Raw genomic sequence first — 14678 nt, forward strand, 5'->3', positions numbered from 1 at the left:
GGGGTGATCAGCGCCGGCCAGAGCGCGAGGAGAGCGGCTCAGGCACGGACTTCCTCGCGTGCCGAGAGCTCGCCCTTCTCCAGGTGCATGATCGCGTGCGCGTGTTGCGCGGCGCGGCTGTCGTGCGTGACCATGACGATCGTCTTGCCGATCTCGTCGTTCAGCCGCTGCATCAGGCGCAGGATGTCGCTTGCCGATTCGCGGTCGAGGTCGCCGGTCGGCTCGTCGGCGACGATCAGCGTCGGGTCGGTGATCAGCGCGCGCGCGATGGCGACGCGCTGCTGCTGGCCGCCAGACAGTTCGGAGGGCGCGTGCTCGGCACGCTCGGCGAGGCCGACCATTTCCAGCGCCAAGAGGGCGCGCTCACGGCGCTCGCGCTTCCCCATGTCCTTCAGCAGCAGCGGCAGTTCGACGTTCTCGAGCGCCGACAGCACCGGCATCAGGTTGTAGAACTGGAAGATGAAGCCGACGTTGCGCGCGCGCCAGTCGGCGAGTTCGGCTTCGTCGAGCTGGCCGATATCCTCGCCGGCGACGATCAGCTGGCCGGAATCGGGGCGGTCGATGCCGGCGATCAGGTTGAGCAGCGTGCTCTTGCCCGACCCCGACGGCCCCATCAGCGCGAGGAACTCGCCCTTGCCGATGTCGAAACTGATGCCGCCGAGGACCGGGACCTGCTGCTGGCCACGCCGGTAGGTCTTGACGATGTCGCGCAGCGAAATCAGCGGCGAGGCGAGCGCAGCAACGCCGGGAAACGCGAGCGGAGCGCTCATTTCTGCTCCACGCGCACCCGGTCGCCGTCCTGCAGGCCTTCGGCCGGGCGCAGGATCGCCTTGTCGCCCGGCTTGACGCCGCTGACGACGACGAGCTCGTTGATCGTCTGGCCGACCTCGACCGGAACCAGCCTGGCACGGCCGTCGCTGACCAGGAACAGCGCACGCAGCCCGCCGCGCTCGACCAGCGCATCCTGCGCGACCGCGATCAGCGGCTTGCGCTCGTCGGCGGCGGGCTCCTTGTCGAGGAAGGCGATCTTGGCGCTCATCTCCGGCAGCACGTCGGGGTCGCGGTCGAGGAAGCGGACCTTGACCAGCACGCTCGCCTTGCTGCGATCCACCGTCGGCACGGTACGGCTGACGACGCCGCGCAAACGACGGTCGGGGAAGGCGTCGAGCTGGATCTCGCACGGCTGGCCGACGCTGATCTTCGAAAGATTCACTTCGGAGACGTCGGCTTCGACTTCGAGCGTGTCCATGTCGGCCATCGTCACTACCGCCCCCTTGCTTTCCAAAGCCGAGGAGAAGGGCGTGATCACGTCGCCGACGTTGGCCGACTTGGTCAGCACGACGCCGTCGAAGGGCGCACGGATCTGCGTCTGGTCGACCGACACCTGCGCCGCGCGCTGGTTGGCCTGGGCCACGGCGAGTGCCGCACGCGCCTTGTCGAGCCGCGCCTGCGCCGAATCGAGCGCCGACCCGGAGACGTAGTTCTGCGCGGCGAGGTCGCGCGCACGCTGGTAGGCGCGTTCGGCATCGGCGAGTTCGGCGCGCGCCGAGAGCACGTTCGCCGCCGCCTGCTCGACCTGCGCGACCATGTCGCGATTCTCGACGCGGGCGATCAGCTGTCCCTTGCGCACGCGGCTGCCTTCGACGACGCCGAGCCATTCCAGGCGCCCGGTCGCCTTCGACGCGACCGACGCCTTGCGCTGCGCGACGACGTAGCCGGCGGCATTCAACAGCGTCGACGCCTGATACGGATAGGCGGTGGTGACGCTGACCGTGTCGACAGTCTTCTCGCCGGACACGTAAGTCATCGCCACAGCGACCGCGGCGAGCACGGCCGCCCCGATCGCCCATGGCTGCCAGTTGAAGCGACGGGTCCGCACAGGCGAATTGCGGTCGATGGTCAGACGGGAAATATCCGTTTCGGACATGGGTGAGCGATCACTCTGAGGCAGGATTGCACGATTATACGCTAGTGCCCATGGGCATTTCCGCGGCCGGCCAATCGCTGCCGGGGAGGCCCGCAGCTTGCCCAGGCCCCCGCGCTGGTGCGAAGATTGGCTGCCCGCTTCCCATCATGCCCACCAAGGAAGGCCCGCATGCACGGACACCGTCCTGCCATCAACATCGAGGCGCTGCTCGCGCACGTACCGCTGTTCAAGGGGCTCTCGCCCGAAGAAATCTCCCGCCTCGCCCGCGGCACGCGCGACCTCTCCGTCTTGCGTGGCGAACTGCTGTTCAACAAGGGCGACATCCCGACCGGCATGCACCTCGTCGTCTATGGGCAGGTCAAGCTCGCCTTCACCTCGCCGCAAGGCGGCGAGAAAGTCGTCGAGATCCTGGGCCAGGGCGAGACCTTCGGCGAGGCGGTGATGTTCATGGACAAGCCCTACATCGTGCACGCGCAGGCCCTGTGCGACTCGCTGCTGCTGCACGTGTCCAAGTCCGCGATCCTCGACGAGATGGACAAGGACCCCGGGCTCGCGCGCAAGATGATCGCCGGACTGTCGCTGCGCCTGCATCAGGTGATCAGCGACGTCGAGTCCTTCTCGCTGCAGTCGGCGCGCCAGCGGATCATCGGCTACCTGCTGCGCGACGTCGCCGACGACGCGACGGAGACGGCGACGATCACGCTGCCGACGCAGAAGGGGGTCATCGCCTCGCGCCTGAACGTCACCCACGAGCACTTCTCGCGCATCCTGCAGGAACTGTCGCAGCAAGGCCTGCTCAAGGTCGACGGCCGCCGCATCGACATCGCCAACGTCGCCGCCCTGCGCCGCTACGAAGGATGATTGCGGCCAGTCTATACTTGATGAATCCCTATCTTCCGGACAAGCGCGGTGCCGGATCTGTCACGTCGGCGAGGTGACGGCAAGAGCCTCTCTTTGGTTAGAATCGCGCGCATGGCACTCGAAACCGAAATCAAGCTCGCGCTGCCGCCGCGCGCCGCAACCCGGCTGCTGCGCCACCCGCTGCTCGCCGCGACGACGCCGCGGCGGCAACGGCTGGACAACGTCTATTACGACACCCCCGAGCTCGCACTGCTCAAGGCGCTGGTCGCCGTCCGCCATCGCCGGCAGGGGCGCCAGCACCTGCTGACGGTGAAGAGCGCCGCGCCCGCGGTCGGCGGTCTCGCCCGGCGCAACGAATGGGAGGCGCCCTGCACCCCCGGCGAATTCGACTTCGGCGGGATCGACGTCCCCGAACTGCGGCAACGGCTCGAAGCGCTGCGCGAGTCGCTGCTGCCGGCCTTCCGCACCGACTTCACCCGGCTGGCCTGGATCGTCGAACCGCGTCCCGGCGCGCGCGTCGAGATCGCCTTCGACCGCGGCGACATCCGTGCAGGCGACCGCCGCGAGGCGATCTGCGAACTCGAACTCGAATTGCTCGACGGCGAGGTCGCCGACCTGTTCACGCTCGCGCAGACGCTGCAGGAAACGCTGCCGCTGCACCCGGCGACGGCGAGCAAGGCCGAACGCGGCTACCGCCTGTTTGTCGGCGAGCGCGCCGCGCCGACACCGGTCAAGGCCAGGGCCGTCGCACTCGACGGGAGCATGAGCAGCAGCGACGCCTTCGTCGCCGTCGCACTGTCCTGCCTCGCACACCTGCAGGGCAACGAAGCCGGCGTCGGCAGCAGCGACGACCCCGAATTCATCCACCAGGCACGCGTCGCCATCCGCCGCCTGCGTTCGGCGCTGCGCGTCTGGCGCCCCCTCCTGCCCGCAAGCTTCGTCGATCTCGACGCGCGCTGGCGAACGCTCGCCGTCGCGCTCGGCGACGCGCGCAACCTCGACGTCTTCGTCGGCGAGACGCTGCCGCCGCTGCTCAAAGCCTTCCCCGAGTGCAAGGCCACGGCCCGCCTGCGCCGGCACGCGGAAAGCTGCCGCGAGGAGAGCCGCAAGGCGGCGCGCAGCGCGCTCTCCGCCAGCGAGTACTCGCGCCTCCTGCTCGACACCACCGCAGCGGCGCTGGCTCTGGCCGGCGGGCAAGCTCGGGGCAGTGAAACGCAGCCGGGAAATGTGCCGGAGCGTAAAGGCGCGCCGGAGTCCAAAGCCGTCAGGCTGAAGGACTTCGCGCGCGACTGCCTCGGCCGCAACGCCCGCCGCGTCAGCCGCCTGGCAGCGACGGCGCAGGGTGGCGACGCGGCGACGCGTCACCGTCTGCGCATCGCGCTCAAGCGCCTGCGCTACGCGACCGAGTTCTTCACCCCGATCCTCCCCGACAAGAAAGTGCGGCGCTACGTCAGCGCGGCCGCCGCGCTGCAGGAACTACTCGGGGAGATGAACGATCTCGCCGTCGCCAGCGAACTCCTCGCCCGCTCGCCGAGTACCGCGCACAGCCCGCTCGCGCGTGGCTGGCTCGCCGGACGCAACGAACTCATGCAGCGCGAAATCGACACCGCGATCACCGCCTTCGTGCGCAAGGCACGGCCGTGGAAGAAGGCGAAGAAGCGCTCCGGCTGAACAAGGAGAAGACGATGGACTTGCTGCTGTGGCGTCACGCCGAAGCCGAAGATGGGTTTCCCGACCAGGAGAGGCGGCTGACGCCGCGCGGCGAGAAGGAGGCGCGGCAGATGGCTGCCTGGCTGAAGGCGCACGCGCCGAAGCAGCTGCACATCATCGTCAGCCCGGCCGTGCGCTGCCAGCAGACGGCCGGCGCGCTCGGCCTGCCGTTCGCGACGAGCGCGCAGCTATCGACCGACGCCGACGTCACCGACCTCCTCGCCGCAGCCGGCTGGACCGGGAACACCGGGCAGGATGCTGCCGGAAAACGCGCCAGCGACGAGGGGAGGCGCGCCGTGCTCGTCGTCGGCCACCAGCCCACCCTCGGCCGCGTCGCGGCGCTGCTGCTCGGCGGCAGGGAAAGCGAGTGGTCGGTGAAGAAAGGCGCGGTGTGGTGGCTGTCGCGCCGCGTCCGGCAGGGCGAAGCGCAAACGGTGCTGCGCGCCGTCGTTGCGCCGGAACACATAAGTTAGGGGGACGGCATACGCAATCAAGTATGCCGTCTCCTTACGCTACGCCCCCACGCTCACTCCAGGGTGATGTCGCGCTCACTGGCTTTCTGACGCTTCGCCAGCCAGAGGCCGGTGCCGACCACCAGCAGCACGCCGGCGACCGGGGCTGCATGCGACGCCAGCGGTGCGGTCGCGGCCAGCCACTCCTTCCAGAAGTTGTCGGCGACGATCATGTCGCCGGCGACCCAGCCGAGCAGGCCGGCACCGCCGATGACGATCCACGGGTGCTTTTCCATGAGCTTCAGGATCAGCTGGCTCGACCAGACGATCAGCGGGATGCTCACCAGGAGGCCGAAGATCAGCAGGTAGATGTTGTCCTTGGCGGCAGCGGCGACGCCGACGACGTTGTCGAGGCTCATCACGAAGTCGGCGATGATGATCGTGCGGATCGCACCGAACAGGTGGTTGGCCGGCTGGATGTCGTGCCCCTCCTCGTCCTCGGGCAGGAGCAGCTGGATGCCGATCCACAGCAGCAGCAGTCCGCCGACGATCTTCAGCCCGGGGAAGGCGAGCAGGCCGACCGCGAAGAAGGTGAGCACGACGCGCAGGCCGATCGCACCGGAAACGCCCCAGAAGATACCCTTCTTCTTTTGCTCGGGCGGCAGGTTCCGGCAGGCGAGCGCGATCACCACCGCGTTGTCCCCGGAGAGGACAAGGTCGATCAGGATGATTTGTACGACGGCCGTCCAGAAGCCGGGGTCGTTGAACATTTCGAGCATGTTGCGGTCACCGACGCGGCGCCGCGGCGCCACGAGAAGGGAAGAGGAGTTTCATTGCGGGCGGATTCTACAGGGAAGTTTCGTGGGTCGGGTTGGCGCAACGTAACCCGAGATGATGACCGGCACTTGTCACCGGCACGGCACCGCTGCGCCGGTACGGCAGCTGACGGCGATCAGGTGTTCTGCACGACGATGTTCGGGAAGCGCGCGCTCATGTCCTTGGCGCGTTCGCCGACCTTGACCGCGACGCGGCGGGCGATCGCACGGTAGATGTCGGCGGCCTTCGACTCGGGGGCGCCGACCACCGTCGGCCGGCCGGCGTCGGCGAGTTCGCGGATCGAGCGGTCGAGCGGCAGCGAGCCGAGCAGTTCGACCTTGTAGTCGGCGGCCATGCGTTCGCCGCCGCCCTCGCCGAAGATGTGCTCGGCGTGACCGCAGTTCGAGCAGATGTGGATGCTCATGTTCTCGACCAGGCCGAGGATCGGGATGCCGACCTTCTCGAACATGGCCAGCCCCTTGCGCGCGTCCAGGAGTGCGATGTCCTGCGGCGTGGTGACGATCACCGCACCGGTGACCGGGAACTTCTGCGCCAGGGTGAGCTGCGTGTCGCCGGTTCCGGGTGGCATGTCGACGATCAGGTAGTCGATGTCCTGCCAGCGCGTCTGGCGCAACAACTGCTCCAAGGTCTGCGCCACCATCGGCCCGCGCCAGACCATTGGCGCGTCCTCATCGACCAGGAAGCCGATCGACATCGCCTGCAGGCCGAAGGCTTCGAGCGGCTCCATCGTCTTGCCGTCGACGCTCTCGGGCTGCTGGCCGCCGAGACCGAGCATCTGCGGCAGCGAGGGGCCGTAAATGTCGGCGTCGAGGACGCCGACGCGGGCGCCTTCCTGCGCCAGCGCGAGCGCCAGGTTGACCGCGGTCGCGCTCTTGCCGACGCCGCCCTTGCCCGAGGCGACGGCGACGATGTTCTTGACGCCGTCGAGCGGCTTCAGGCCGCGCTGCACCGCGTGCGCGACGATCTTCGTCCTCACCACGACTTCGACCTCGCTGACGCCGGGCAGTGCCGCGACGCGCTCGCGCACGGCAAGGCGGATCGCCGCGTGCCGCGACTGCGCCGGGATCGGCAGCTCGATCTCGAGCGCGACGTTGCCGCCATCGACGCGGACGTTCTTCAGCGCGCGCGCGGCGACGTAGTCCTTCTGCAGATCGGGGTCGATCAGTCCGGCGAGCGCCGCGGTGACGGTTTCGGGGGTGACGGTCATGTTTTCCTCTCGGGATTCGTCGGGCTAATGAAATACCTGATCATTTTACTCCGGTTTAGTTCCTCGATCACCTGCAGACTTGCGCGCGCGGGCGACGCGCCGCAAACCGCTCCCACACGCAGCGACGGCAGGCGGCCGCAGTTTGTTAGAATGACCCTTTCGTAACATTCGGCATCGTCACGCCCATGACCCGCAAGATCCTCGTCACCTCCGCCCTGCCCTACGCCAACGGCTCGATCCACCTGGGTCATCTCGTCGAATACATCCAGACCGACGTCTGGGTGCGCTTCCAGAAGATGCGCGGCAACGCGTGCTGGTACGTCTGCGCCGACGACACGCACGGGACGCCGGTGATGCTGCGCGCCGAGAAGGAAGGCATCAGCCCCGAGGCGCTGGTCGAGCGCGTGCGCGGCGAGCACATGCGCGACTTCGCCGGCTTCCACGTCGGCTTCGACAACTACTACAGCACGCACTCGGAAGAGACGCGCCACTTCGCCAACGAGATCTACCGGCGCCTGAAGGACAAAGGCCTGATCGAGGCGCGCACCATCGAGCAGTACTTCGATCCGGTGAAGTCGATCTTCCTGCCCGACCGCTTCATCAAGGGCGAGTGTCCGCAGTGCCACGCCAAGGACCAGTACGGCGACAACTGCGAGGCCTGCGGTGCCGCCTACGCGCCGACCGACCTGATCGAACCGTACTCGGCGGTGTCCGGCGCCAAGCCCGAACTGCGCCATTCCGAGCACTATTTCTTCCGCCTGTCCGACCCGCGCTGCGAGGAATTCCTGCGCGCCTACACGGGCAAGGACTCGGGCGTGCTGCAGACCGAGGCCGGCAACAAGATGCAGGAATGGCTCGGCGAGCCCGGCGAGCACAAGCTGACCGACTGGGACATCTCGCGCGACGCGCCCTACTTCGGCTTCGAAATCCCCGACGCCCCCGGCAAGTACTTCTACGTCTGGCTCGACGCGCCGATCGGCTACATGGGCTCGTTCAAGAACCTGTGCGACCGCCAGGGCATGGACTTCGACGAGTACTGGAAGAAGGACTCTGCCGCCGAGCTCTACCACTTCATCGGCAAGGACATCCTCTACTTCCACGCACTGTTCTGGCCGGCCGAACTCGCGCACGCCGACTACCGCACGCCGACGAAGATTTTCGCGCACGGCTTCCTCACCGTCGACGGCGCCAAGATGTCGAAGTCGCGCGGCACCTTCATCACCGCCGAGAGCTACCTCGCGCAGAAGCTCGACCCGGAATGGCTGCGCTACTACTACGCGGCCAAGCTGTCGGCGAGCATGGAGGACATCGACCTCAACCTCGACGACTTCATCGCGCGCGTCAATTCCGACCTGGTCGGCAAGTTCGTGAACATCGCCAGCCGCTCGGCCGGCTTCATCAGCAAGCGCTTCGGCGGCCGCCTCGCGCCCTGCGACGTCGAGCTGCCCGCCTGGCAGGCGGTGGCAAAGCACGCGCCGTCGATCGCCGAACACTTCGAGGCACGCGAGTACGGCAAGGCGCTGCGCGAGATCATGGCGCTCGCCGACGCCGCCAACCAGTACGTCGACAGCGTCAAGCCCTGGGAACTCGCCAAGCAGGAAGGCCGCGAGCTCGAACTGCACGCCGCCTGCAGCAACGCGCTCAACCTCTTCCGCCAGATCGCCATCCTGTTGAAGCCGGTGCTGCCCGCGCTGGCGAGCAAGGTCGAGGCCTTCTTCAACTGCGCCCCCTTCGCCTGGAACGACGTCGGCCAGCCGCTCGCCGCCGGCCACGAGATCAACCCCTACCAGCACCTGATGACACGCGCCGACAAGAAGCAGATCGACGCGCTCGTCGCCGCCAACCGCGAGTCGCTGGCACCTGCCGAGGCGCCGGCCGAGGTGGCGGCCGAAGCCATCGCGAGCGGAAAGGCCGCTGCCACCTCTTCCACCACCTCTTCCGCCAAGACCACCATGACAGAATCTGCCGCCACTCCCGCTGCCGCCGCTCCTTCAGTCTCGCCGACCATCGCCATCGACGACTTCATGAAGCTCGACCTGCGCATCGCGCGCATCGCCGACGCCGGACCGGTCGAGGGCGCCGAGAAGCTGATCCGCCTGTCGCTCGACCTCGGTCCGCTCGGCACGCGCCAGGTCTTCGCCGGGATCAAGTCGGCGTACGACCCGGCGAGCCTGATCGGCCGGATGACCGTGATGGTCGCCAACCTGGCACCGCGCAAGATGCGCTTCGGCCTCTCCGAAGGCATGGTGCTGGCCGCCTCCGACGGCGAGGGCGGCGCACCCGGCATCTACCTGCTCGCCCCCGACGCCGGCGCGCAGCCGGGGATGCGGGTCAAGTAAGCGCTTCGAGTAAGCCAGCGGTAAGCCCGATGCGGTCATTGCGAGGCGCGCAGCGCCGTGGCAATCCAGTTCGTTCTTCCGTCTCCATGCCCTTGCCAGCCATCCACGGGCGACCCGAGAGCAGCCTCAGGCACTGGATCGCCACGCCCTGCGGGCTCGCGATGACAGGCTGCAGTTCCTGCCAGCACTTCGCGGTTTCACGGTAACGAGGAACGACGATGTCGCCGCTGACGCTGATCCTGACCTGCCTCGCCGGCTGGCTGGCGGTCGGGCTGGCCGGCGTCTTCTTCGCGCGGCGCTTCTTCTTCGTCGCGCGCATCCTCTTTCCGGCTGGCGCCGCGCTCGCCATCGGCGTCGCGGCAGCGGCGCTGGCCAGCATCTTCTCGGATCCCGAGACGGCGATCCTGCCGCTCGGGCTGCCCGGACTGCCCTTCCACCTGCGCCTCGACGCGCTCTCCGCCTATTTCCTCTGCCTGCTCGGCGCGGTCGCCGCCGGCGTCTCGATCTACGCCGCCGGCTACCTGCGCCGCCGGGAAGGCAGCGCGACGCCCGGCCAGCAGTGCCTGCTCTACCACCTCTTCCTCGCCAGCATGTGCGTCGTCCTGCTCGCCGACGACGCCTACGTGTTCATGGTCGCCTGGGAATCGATGGCGCTGTCCTCGTACTTCCTCGTCACTTCCGACCACCGCATCGCTGAAATCCGCCGCGCCGGCTACCTCTACCTGATCGTCGCGCACATCGGCGCGATCGGCATCCTGCTCTCCTTCGGCGCGATGAGCGGCGGCGAGGCCGACGGCTACACCTTCGCGGCGATGCGCACGCACGAACTCGGCGGCTGGCTGCAGTCGGCGGCCTTCCTGCTCGCGCTCGCCGGCTTCGGCGCCAAGGCGGGCCTGCTGCCGCTGCACGTCTGGCTGCCCGAAGCGCACCCGGCGGCGCCCTCGCCGGTATCGGCGCTGATGAGCGCGGTGATGCTGAAGACCGCGATCTACGGCCTGCTGCGCGTCGCCTTCGACCTCCTGCCCGAACAGCAATGGTGGTGGGGCGCGCTGCTGCTTGGCCTCGGTCTCGCCACCGCGGTCTTCGGCGTCGTCTTCTCGACGGTGCAGAGCGACATGAAGCGCCTGCTAGCCTATTCGTCGATCGAAAACGTCGGCCTCATCTTCGCCGGGGTCGGGCTGTCGCTGGTCTTCGCCGCCAATGCGATGCCGCTGCTGGGCGCGCTGGCGCTGACCGCGGCGCTCTACCACTGCGTTAACCACGCGTTCTTCAAGAGCCTCCTCTTCCTCACCACCGGCTCGGTGCTGCACGCGACCGGCCAGCGCAACCTCGGCCGGCTCGGCGGGCTGATCCACCCGATGCCCTGGGTCGCGTGGCTGGCGCTGGTCGGCGTGATCGCCTCGGCGGGCCTGCCGCCCTTGAACGGCTTCGTCTCGGAATGGCTCCTGCTGCAGAGCTTCCTGTTCACGCCGCAACTGCCCCACGGCTACCTGAACATGCTGCTGCCGGTCGCCGCCGGTGCGGTGGCGCTGATCGCGGCGCTGGCCGGCTTCGCCATGGTCAAGTTCTTCGGCGTCGTCTTCCTCGGCCAGCCGCGGGAGGAGGCGCTCGCGCAGGCGCACGACGCCGGCACCCTCGAACGTATCGGCCTCGTCTGGCTCGCCGCCGGCTGCCTCGCGCTCGGCGTCCTGCCCAACTTCGTCATCGCCACGCTCGACCCGGTGACGCAGCTCCTGGTCGGCTCGGGCTTCGCCAACAGCGCCGGAAAGGGCAACTGGCTGCTGCTGGCGCCGATCAGCGAGGAGCGCGCCAGCTACAACGCGCTGATCTTCCTGGGCGGCATCGTCGCCTGCACCGGCGCCGTCTTCGTCGCCGTGCGCAGCCTGTTCCACGGCCGGCTGCGCCGCGTCGATACCTGGGACTGCGGCCATCCGGTCGCCGGCGGGCGCACGCAGGACACCGCCGAGGGCTTCGGCCAGCCGATCCGCCAGGTCTTCGCGCCCTTCTTCCGCATCACGCGCGAGCATCCTTCGCCGTTCGACCGCGAGCCGCATTACCGGATCGTCGTCGAGGACCCGCTCTGGCACCTCCTCTACCTGCCGCTGGCCCGCCTGGTCGAGTTCGGCACCCGCCTCGTCGGCCTCTTGCAGCGCGGTCGCATCGCGATCTACCTGATGTTCAGCTTCGTCACCCTGCTCGCGCTCCTGATGTTCACGACCCGCTGATGGATATCGACGCCCTCCTCCCCCAGTTCGCCGCGCAGCTCTTCGAGCTGTTCGCGGCACTCGCGCTGGCGCCGCTGCTCACGGGCTGGGTCAACCAGTGGCGCGCGCGCCTGCAGGGGCGCACGCCGCCGCCGCTGCTCTTGCCCTACCACACGCTGATGAAGCTGTTCGGCAAGGAGCCGCTGCTTGCGCACAACGCGTCCTCGCTGTTTCGCGTCGCACCCTACCTGATCTTCTCGTGCATGGCGCTGGCCGCGGCGATCGTCCCCACCCTGTCCTCCGAACTGCTGTTCGCGCCGGCCGCCGACGCGATCGCGCTGGTCGGCCTGTTCGCGCTGGCGCGCGTCTTCATCGCGCTGGCCGGGATGGACATCGGCACCGCCTTCGGCTCGCTCGGCGCACGGCGCGAGATGCTGATCGGCTTCCTCGCCGAACCGGCGCTGCTGATGGTCTTCTTCACCGCGTCGGTGATCTCGGGCTCGACCTCGCTGGCGACCATCGTCGATACGCTGGCGCACCGCGAATTCCACATCTACCCGAGCCTCGCCTTCGCCGGCGTCGCCTTCACCATGGTATCGATCGCCGAGAACGGCCGCGTCCCGGTCGATAACCCGGCCACCCACCTCGAGCTGACGATGATCCACGAGGCGATGATCCTGGAGTACTCGGGCCGCCACTTGGCGCTGATCGAATGGGCGGCGAGCCTGAAGCTGTTCGCCTACTCCTGCCTCGGCATCGCGCTGTTCTTCCCCTTCGGCATCGCGCAGACGCTCGGCCCCGGCGCGCTGGCGATCGCCGTCGCGTTGATGGTCGGCAAGCTCGCCCTCGGCGGCTTCCTGCTCGCGCTGATCGAGACCTTGTCGGCCAAGATGCGCGTCTTCCGCACGCCGGAATTTCTCGGCAGCGCCTTCCTGCTCGCGGTGCTGGCGGTGCTCGTGCATCTCCTCCTGGAGGGCAGCCGATGAACGCCTGGCTGTCCACGCTGCCGGGCCTGCCCTTTGCCGGCCAGCTGATCAACCTGTGCGCGGCGATCATGCTGCTGATCGCCTTCGCCATGCTGTCGCAGCGGCGCATCAGCAGCTTGATCCGGCTGTTCGCGCTGCAGGGCGCGGTGCTCTGCCTGTCGACGGCAGTGGTCGCGCAATCGACCGGGCAGGACCATCTATGGTGGTCGGCGCTGATCACCCTGCTGCTCAAGGTGCTGCTGCTGCCGTGGGTGCTGCGCCGCCTGGTGCAGCGGCTGTCTGTGAAGTGGGACGTGGAGACGCTGATCAACATCCCGACGACCATGCTGGTCGGCATCGGGCTCGTCATCGTCGCCTTCAACGTCGCGCAGCCGATCTCGGAACTGGCCGGGACGATCACGCGCTCGACCATCGGCATCGCGCTCGCCTGCGTGCTGCTCGCCTTCCTGATGATGATCACGCGCAGCAAGGCGGTGCCGCAGGTGGTCGGCTTCATGTCGATGGAGAACGGGCTCTTCTTCGCGGCGACCAGCGCCACCTACGGCATGCCGATGGTGATCGAGCTCGGCGTCGCGCTCGACGTGCTGGTCGGCATGGTCGTCTTCGGCGTCTTCTTCTTCCACATCCGCGAGAAGTTCGACAGCCTCGACATCCGCCACGTCGAAGAGAAAGCGAGGCACGACTGATGGGCGCGTCGATCGAAGTCCTGTTCGCCTGCGTGCTCGGCCCGTCGGTCATCGGCGCCGCAGTGCTCGGGCTGATCGGCGACCGCCGCCACGCGGCCGAGATCAACATCGCCGCCAGTCTCCTGACCCTGCTCGGCGCCGCGCTGCTCACCGCGCGCGTGATCGGCGCGGGCCCTGCCAGCTTCTTCGGCGAGCAGTTCTTCGTCGACCCGCTCAACGTCTTCCTGATCGCGCTGACCGCCTTCGTCGGCTTCACCACCGCGCTCTTTTCGCGCCCCTACCTGCGCACCGAGGTCGAGCGCGGCAAGCTCGACGGCGGTCGCATGCGCCTCTACCACAGCATGTTCCAGGCCTTCATGGCGGCGATGCTGACTGCGCTGGCGACCAACAACCTCGGCATCCTGTGGGTGTCGATGGAAGCGGCGACACTGGCGACCGTGCTGCTCGTCTCGCTCTACCGCACGCCGGAGAGCATCGAGGCCGCCTGGAAGTACTTCATCCTCTGCGGCGTCGGCATCGCGCAGGCGCTGTTCGGCGTGATCCTGCTCTACTTCGCCGCCGAGCGCGTGCTCGGCGCCGAGGGCAGCGGCGCGCTGCTGTGGACGCACCTCGACGCGATCAAGGACCAGCTGGAGCCGACCGTGCTCTCGATCGCCTTCGTCTTCCTGCTCGTCGGCTACGGCACCAAGGTCGGTTTCGCGCCGCTGCACAACTGGCTTCCCGACGCGCACGCCGAAGGGCCGACGCCGGTGTCGGCGGTGCTCTCGGGGCTCCTGCTCAACGTCGCGCTCTACGCCGTGCTGCGCTGCAAGACCTTGGTTGACGGCGCCCTGGAGACCGACTTCGCCGGCAACCTGATGATGGGCTTCGGCCTGTTCACGGTCCTCGTCGGCGCCTTCAGCCTGGCGCGGCAGAAGGACATCAAGCGCCTGTTCGGCTATTCGTCGATCGAGCACATGGGTCTGATCGGCTTCGCCTTCGGCATGGGCGGGCCCGCCGCAAGCTTCGCCGGCCTGCTGCACATGACCGTGCATTCGCTGGTGAAGTCGGGGATCTTCTTCGCCGTCGGCCACGCCGTGCAGAAGGTCGGCAGCGCGCAGATCGACGACATCCGCGGCCTGTTGCGCGCGTCGCCGCTGCTTGGCTGGAGCCTCATGCTCGGCGCGCTGGCGATCCTCGGCATGCCGCCCTTCGGCGTCTTCGCCAGCGAATTCCTGATCCTGACCACGGCGATGCGCGAGCACGCGTGGGCGGTGCCGATCCTGCTCGTCGCCCTCGGCGTCGCCTTCGCCGCAGGACTGGCCAAGGTGCAGGGGATGGCCCAGGGCGACGCCGTCCCCGTCCTGCCCGGCGTCAAGCCCGCCTCGCTGCCGGTCTTCGTGCATCTCGGGCTCGCGCTGCTGCTCGGCCTGTGGATCCCGCCCGAACTCGCCGCCTGGTACCACGCGGCCGCGCAGTTGCTCGGCTGA

The 14678-nt window shown here is 68.3% G+C and carries 12 protein-coding genes; 8 read left to right on the forward strand and 4 right to left on the reverse strand.

What is annotated here, in order from left to right:
• Positions 1-38: 38 nt before the first annotated feature.
• Complete coding sequence (locus CCR84_RS15875; RefSeq protein WP_201214516.1) at positions 39-770, reverse strand: ABC transporter ATP-binding protein; 732 nt, start codon at positions 768-770, stop codon at positions 39-41.
• Complete coding sequence (locus CCR84_RS15880) at positions 767-1927, reverse strand: efflux RND transporter periplasmic adaptor subunit (RefSeq protein WP_201214518.1); 1161 nt, start codon at positions 1925-1927, stop codon at positions 767-769. Before CCR84_RS15880 ends, CCR84_RS15875 begins: the two co-directional genes overlap by 4 nt.
• A gap of 168 nt (positions 1928-2095) precedes the next feature.
• On the opposite strand from CCR84_RS15880, the gene CCR84_RS15885 reads away from it, so the two are divergent.
• The 3 genes from CCR84_RS15885 (at position 2096) to sixA (ending at position 4971) form a co-directional block, all read left to right on the forward strand.
• Positions 2096-2788 (forward strand): Crp/Fnr family transcriptional regulator, encoded by a 693-nt coding sequence (locus CCR84_RS15885; protein WP_201214520.1) that lies wholly within the window; start codon positions 2096-2098, stop codon positions 2786-2788.
• Between the two features lie 111 nt (positions 2789-2899).
• A complete protein-coding gene (locus tag CCR84_RS15890) occupies positions 2900-4459 on the forward strand; it encodes a CYTH and CHAD domain-containing protein (protein WP_201214523.1) in 1560 nt (519 codons plus the stop codon).
• 14 nt (positions 4460-4473) lie between these two features.
• Positions 4474-4971 carry a phosphohistidine phosphatase SixA gene (gene sixA / locus CCR84_RS15895; RefSeq protein WP_201214582.1) on the forward strand — a complete coding sequence of 166 codons (498 nt, stop codon included), beginning with the start codon at positions 4474-4476 and terminating at the stop codon, positions 4969-4971.
• Positions 4972-5024: 53 nt separating this feature from the next.
• On the opposite strand, the gene CCR84_RS15900 is transcribed toward sixA, so the two are convergent.
• Both CCR84_RS15900 and apbC read right to left on the reverse strand, forming a co-directional pair.
• Complete coding sequence (locus tag CCR84_RS15900; RefSeq protein WP_201214526.1) at positions 5025-5729, reverse strand: TerC family protein; 705 nt, start codon at positions 5727-5729, stop codon at positions 5025-5027.
• Between the two features lie 173 nt (positions 5730-5902).
• The gene (apbC, locus tag CCR84_RS15905; RefSeq protein ID WP_201214528.1) at positions 5903-6994 is read right to left on the reverse strand and encodes an iron-sulfur cluster carrier protein ApbC; all 1092 of its coding nucleotides are present in this window, start codon (positions 6992-6994) and stop codon (positions 5903-5905) included.
• Positions 6995-7179: 185 nt separating this feature from the next.
• On the opposite strand from apbC, the gene metG reads away from it, so the two are divergent.
• The 5 genes from metG to CCR84_RS15930 all read left to right on the forward strand — a co-directional run bounded on the left by metG (position 7180) and on the right by CCR84_RS15930 (position 14678).
• Positions 7180-9333: a methionine--tRNA ligase gene (metG, locus tag CCR84_RS15910; protein ID WP_201214535.1), complete on the forward strand. Its 2154-nt coding sequence runs from the start codon at positions 7180-7182 to the stop codon at positions 9331-9333.
• 218 nt (positions 9334-9551) lie between these two features.
• Positions 9552-11558, forward strand: a complete 2007-nt coding sequence (gene hyfB, locus CCR84_RS15915) for a hydrogenase 4 subunit B (RefSeq protein WP_201214538.1) — start codon at positions 9552-9554, stop codon at positions 11556-11558.
• Complete coding sequence (locus tag CCR84_RS15920) at positions 11558-12523, forward strand: respiratory chain complex I subunit 1 family protein (RefSeq protein ID WP_201214541.1); 966 nt, start codon at positions 11558-11560, stop codon at positions 12521-12523. The genes hyfB and CCR84_RS15920 overlap by 1 nt, the downstream gene beginning before the upstream one ends.
• The gene (locus CCR84_RS15925; protein WP_201214544.1) at positions 12520-13209 is read left to right on the forward strand and encodes a formate hydrogenlyase; all 690 of its coding nucleotides are present in this window, start codon (positions 12520-12522) and stop codon (positions 13207-13209) included. The genes CCR84_RS15920 and CCR84_RS15925 overlap by 4 nt, the downstream gene beginning before the upstream one ends.
• Positions 13209-14678, forward strand: a complete 1470-nt coding sequence (locus CCR84_RS15930; protein WP_201214547.1) for a hydrogenase 4 subunit F — start codon at positions 13209-13211, stop codon at positions 14676-14678. The genes CCR84_RS15925 and CCR84_RS15930 overlap by 1 nt, the downstream gene beginning before the upstream one ends.

This window comes from Rhodocyclus purpureus (assembly GCF_016653115.1).
In the GTDB taxonomy this organism is placed as follows: domain Bacteria; phylum Pseudomonadota; class Gammaproteobacteria; order Burkholderiales; family Rhodocyclaceae; genus Rhodocyclus; species Rhodocyclus purpureus.

Excerpts from the sequence above, each read along its gene's own strand:
- CCR84_RS15875 (WP_201214516.1), bottom strand. The coding sequence starts at position 770 with ATGAGCGCTCCGCTCGCGTTTCCCGGCGTTGCTGCGCTCGCCTCGCCG.
- CCR84_RS15880 (WP_201214518.1), bottom strand. The coding sequence starts at position 1,927 with ATGTCCGAAACGGATATTTCCCGTCTGACCATCGACCGCAATTCGCCT.
- CCR84_RS15885 (WP_201214520.1), top strand. The coding sequence starts at position 2,096 with ATGCACGGACACCGTCCTGCCATCAACATCGAGGCGCTGCTCGCGCAC.
- CCR84_RS15890 (WP_201214523.1), top strand. The coding sequence starts at position 2,900 with ATGGCACTCGAAACCGAAATCAAGCTCGCGCTGCCGCCGCGCGCCGCA.
- sixA (WP_201214582.1), top strand. The coding sequence starts at position 4,474 with ATGGACTTGCTGCTGTGGCGTCACGCCGAAGCCGAAGATGGGTTTCCC.
- CCR84_RS15900 (WP_201214526.1), bottom strand. The coding sequence starts at position 5,729 with ATGCTCGAAATGTTCAACGACCCCGGCTTCTGGACGGCCGTCGTACAA.
- apbC (WP_201214528.1), bottom strand. The coding sequence starts at position 6,994 with ATGACCGTCACCCCCGAAACCGTCACCGCGGCGCTCGCCGGACTGATC.
- metG (WP_201214535.1), top strand. The coding sequence starts at position 7,180 with ATGACCCGCAAGATCCTCGTCACCTCCGCCCTGCCCTACGCCAACGGC.
- hyfB (WP_201214538.1), top strand. The coding sequence starts at position 9,552 with ATGTCGCCGCTGACGCTGATCCTGACCTGCCTCGCCGGCTGGCTGGCG.
- CCR84_RS15920 (WP_201214541.1), top strand. The coding sequence starts at position 11,558 with ATGGATATCGACGCCCTCCTCCCCCAGTTCGCCGCGCAGCTCTTCGAG.
- CCR84_RS15925 (WP_201214544.1), top strand. The coding sequence starts at position 12,520 with ATGAACGCCTGGCTGTCCACGCTGCCGGGCCTGCCCTTTGCCGGCCAG.
- CCR84_RS15930 (WP_201214547.1), top strand. The coding sequence starts at position 13,209 with ATGGGCGCGTCGATCGAAGTCCTGTTCGCCTGCGTGCTCGGCCCGTCG.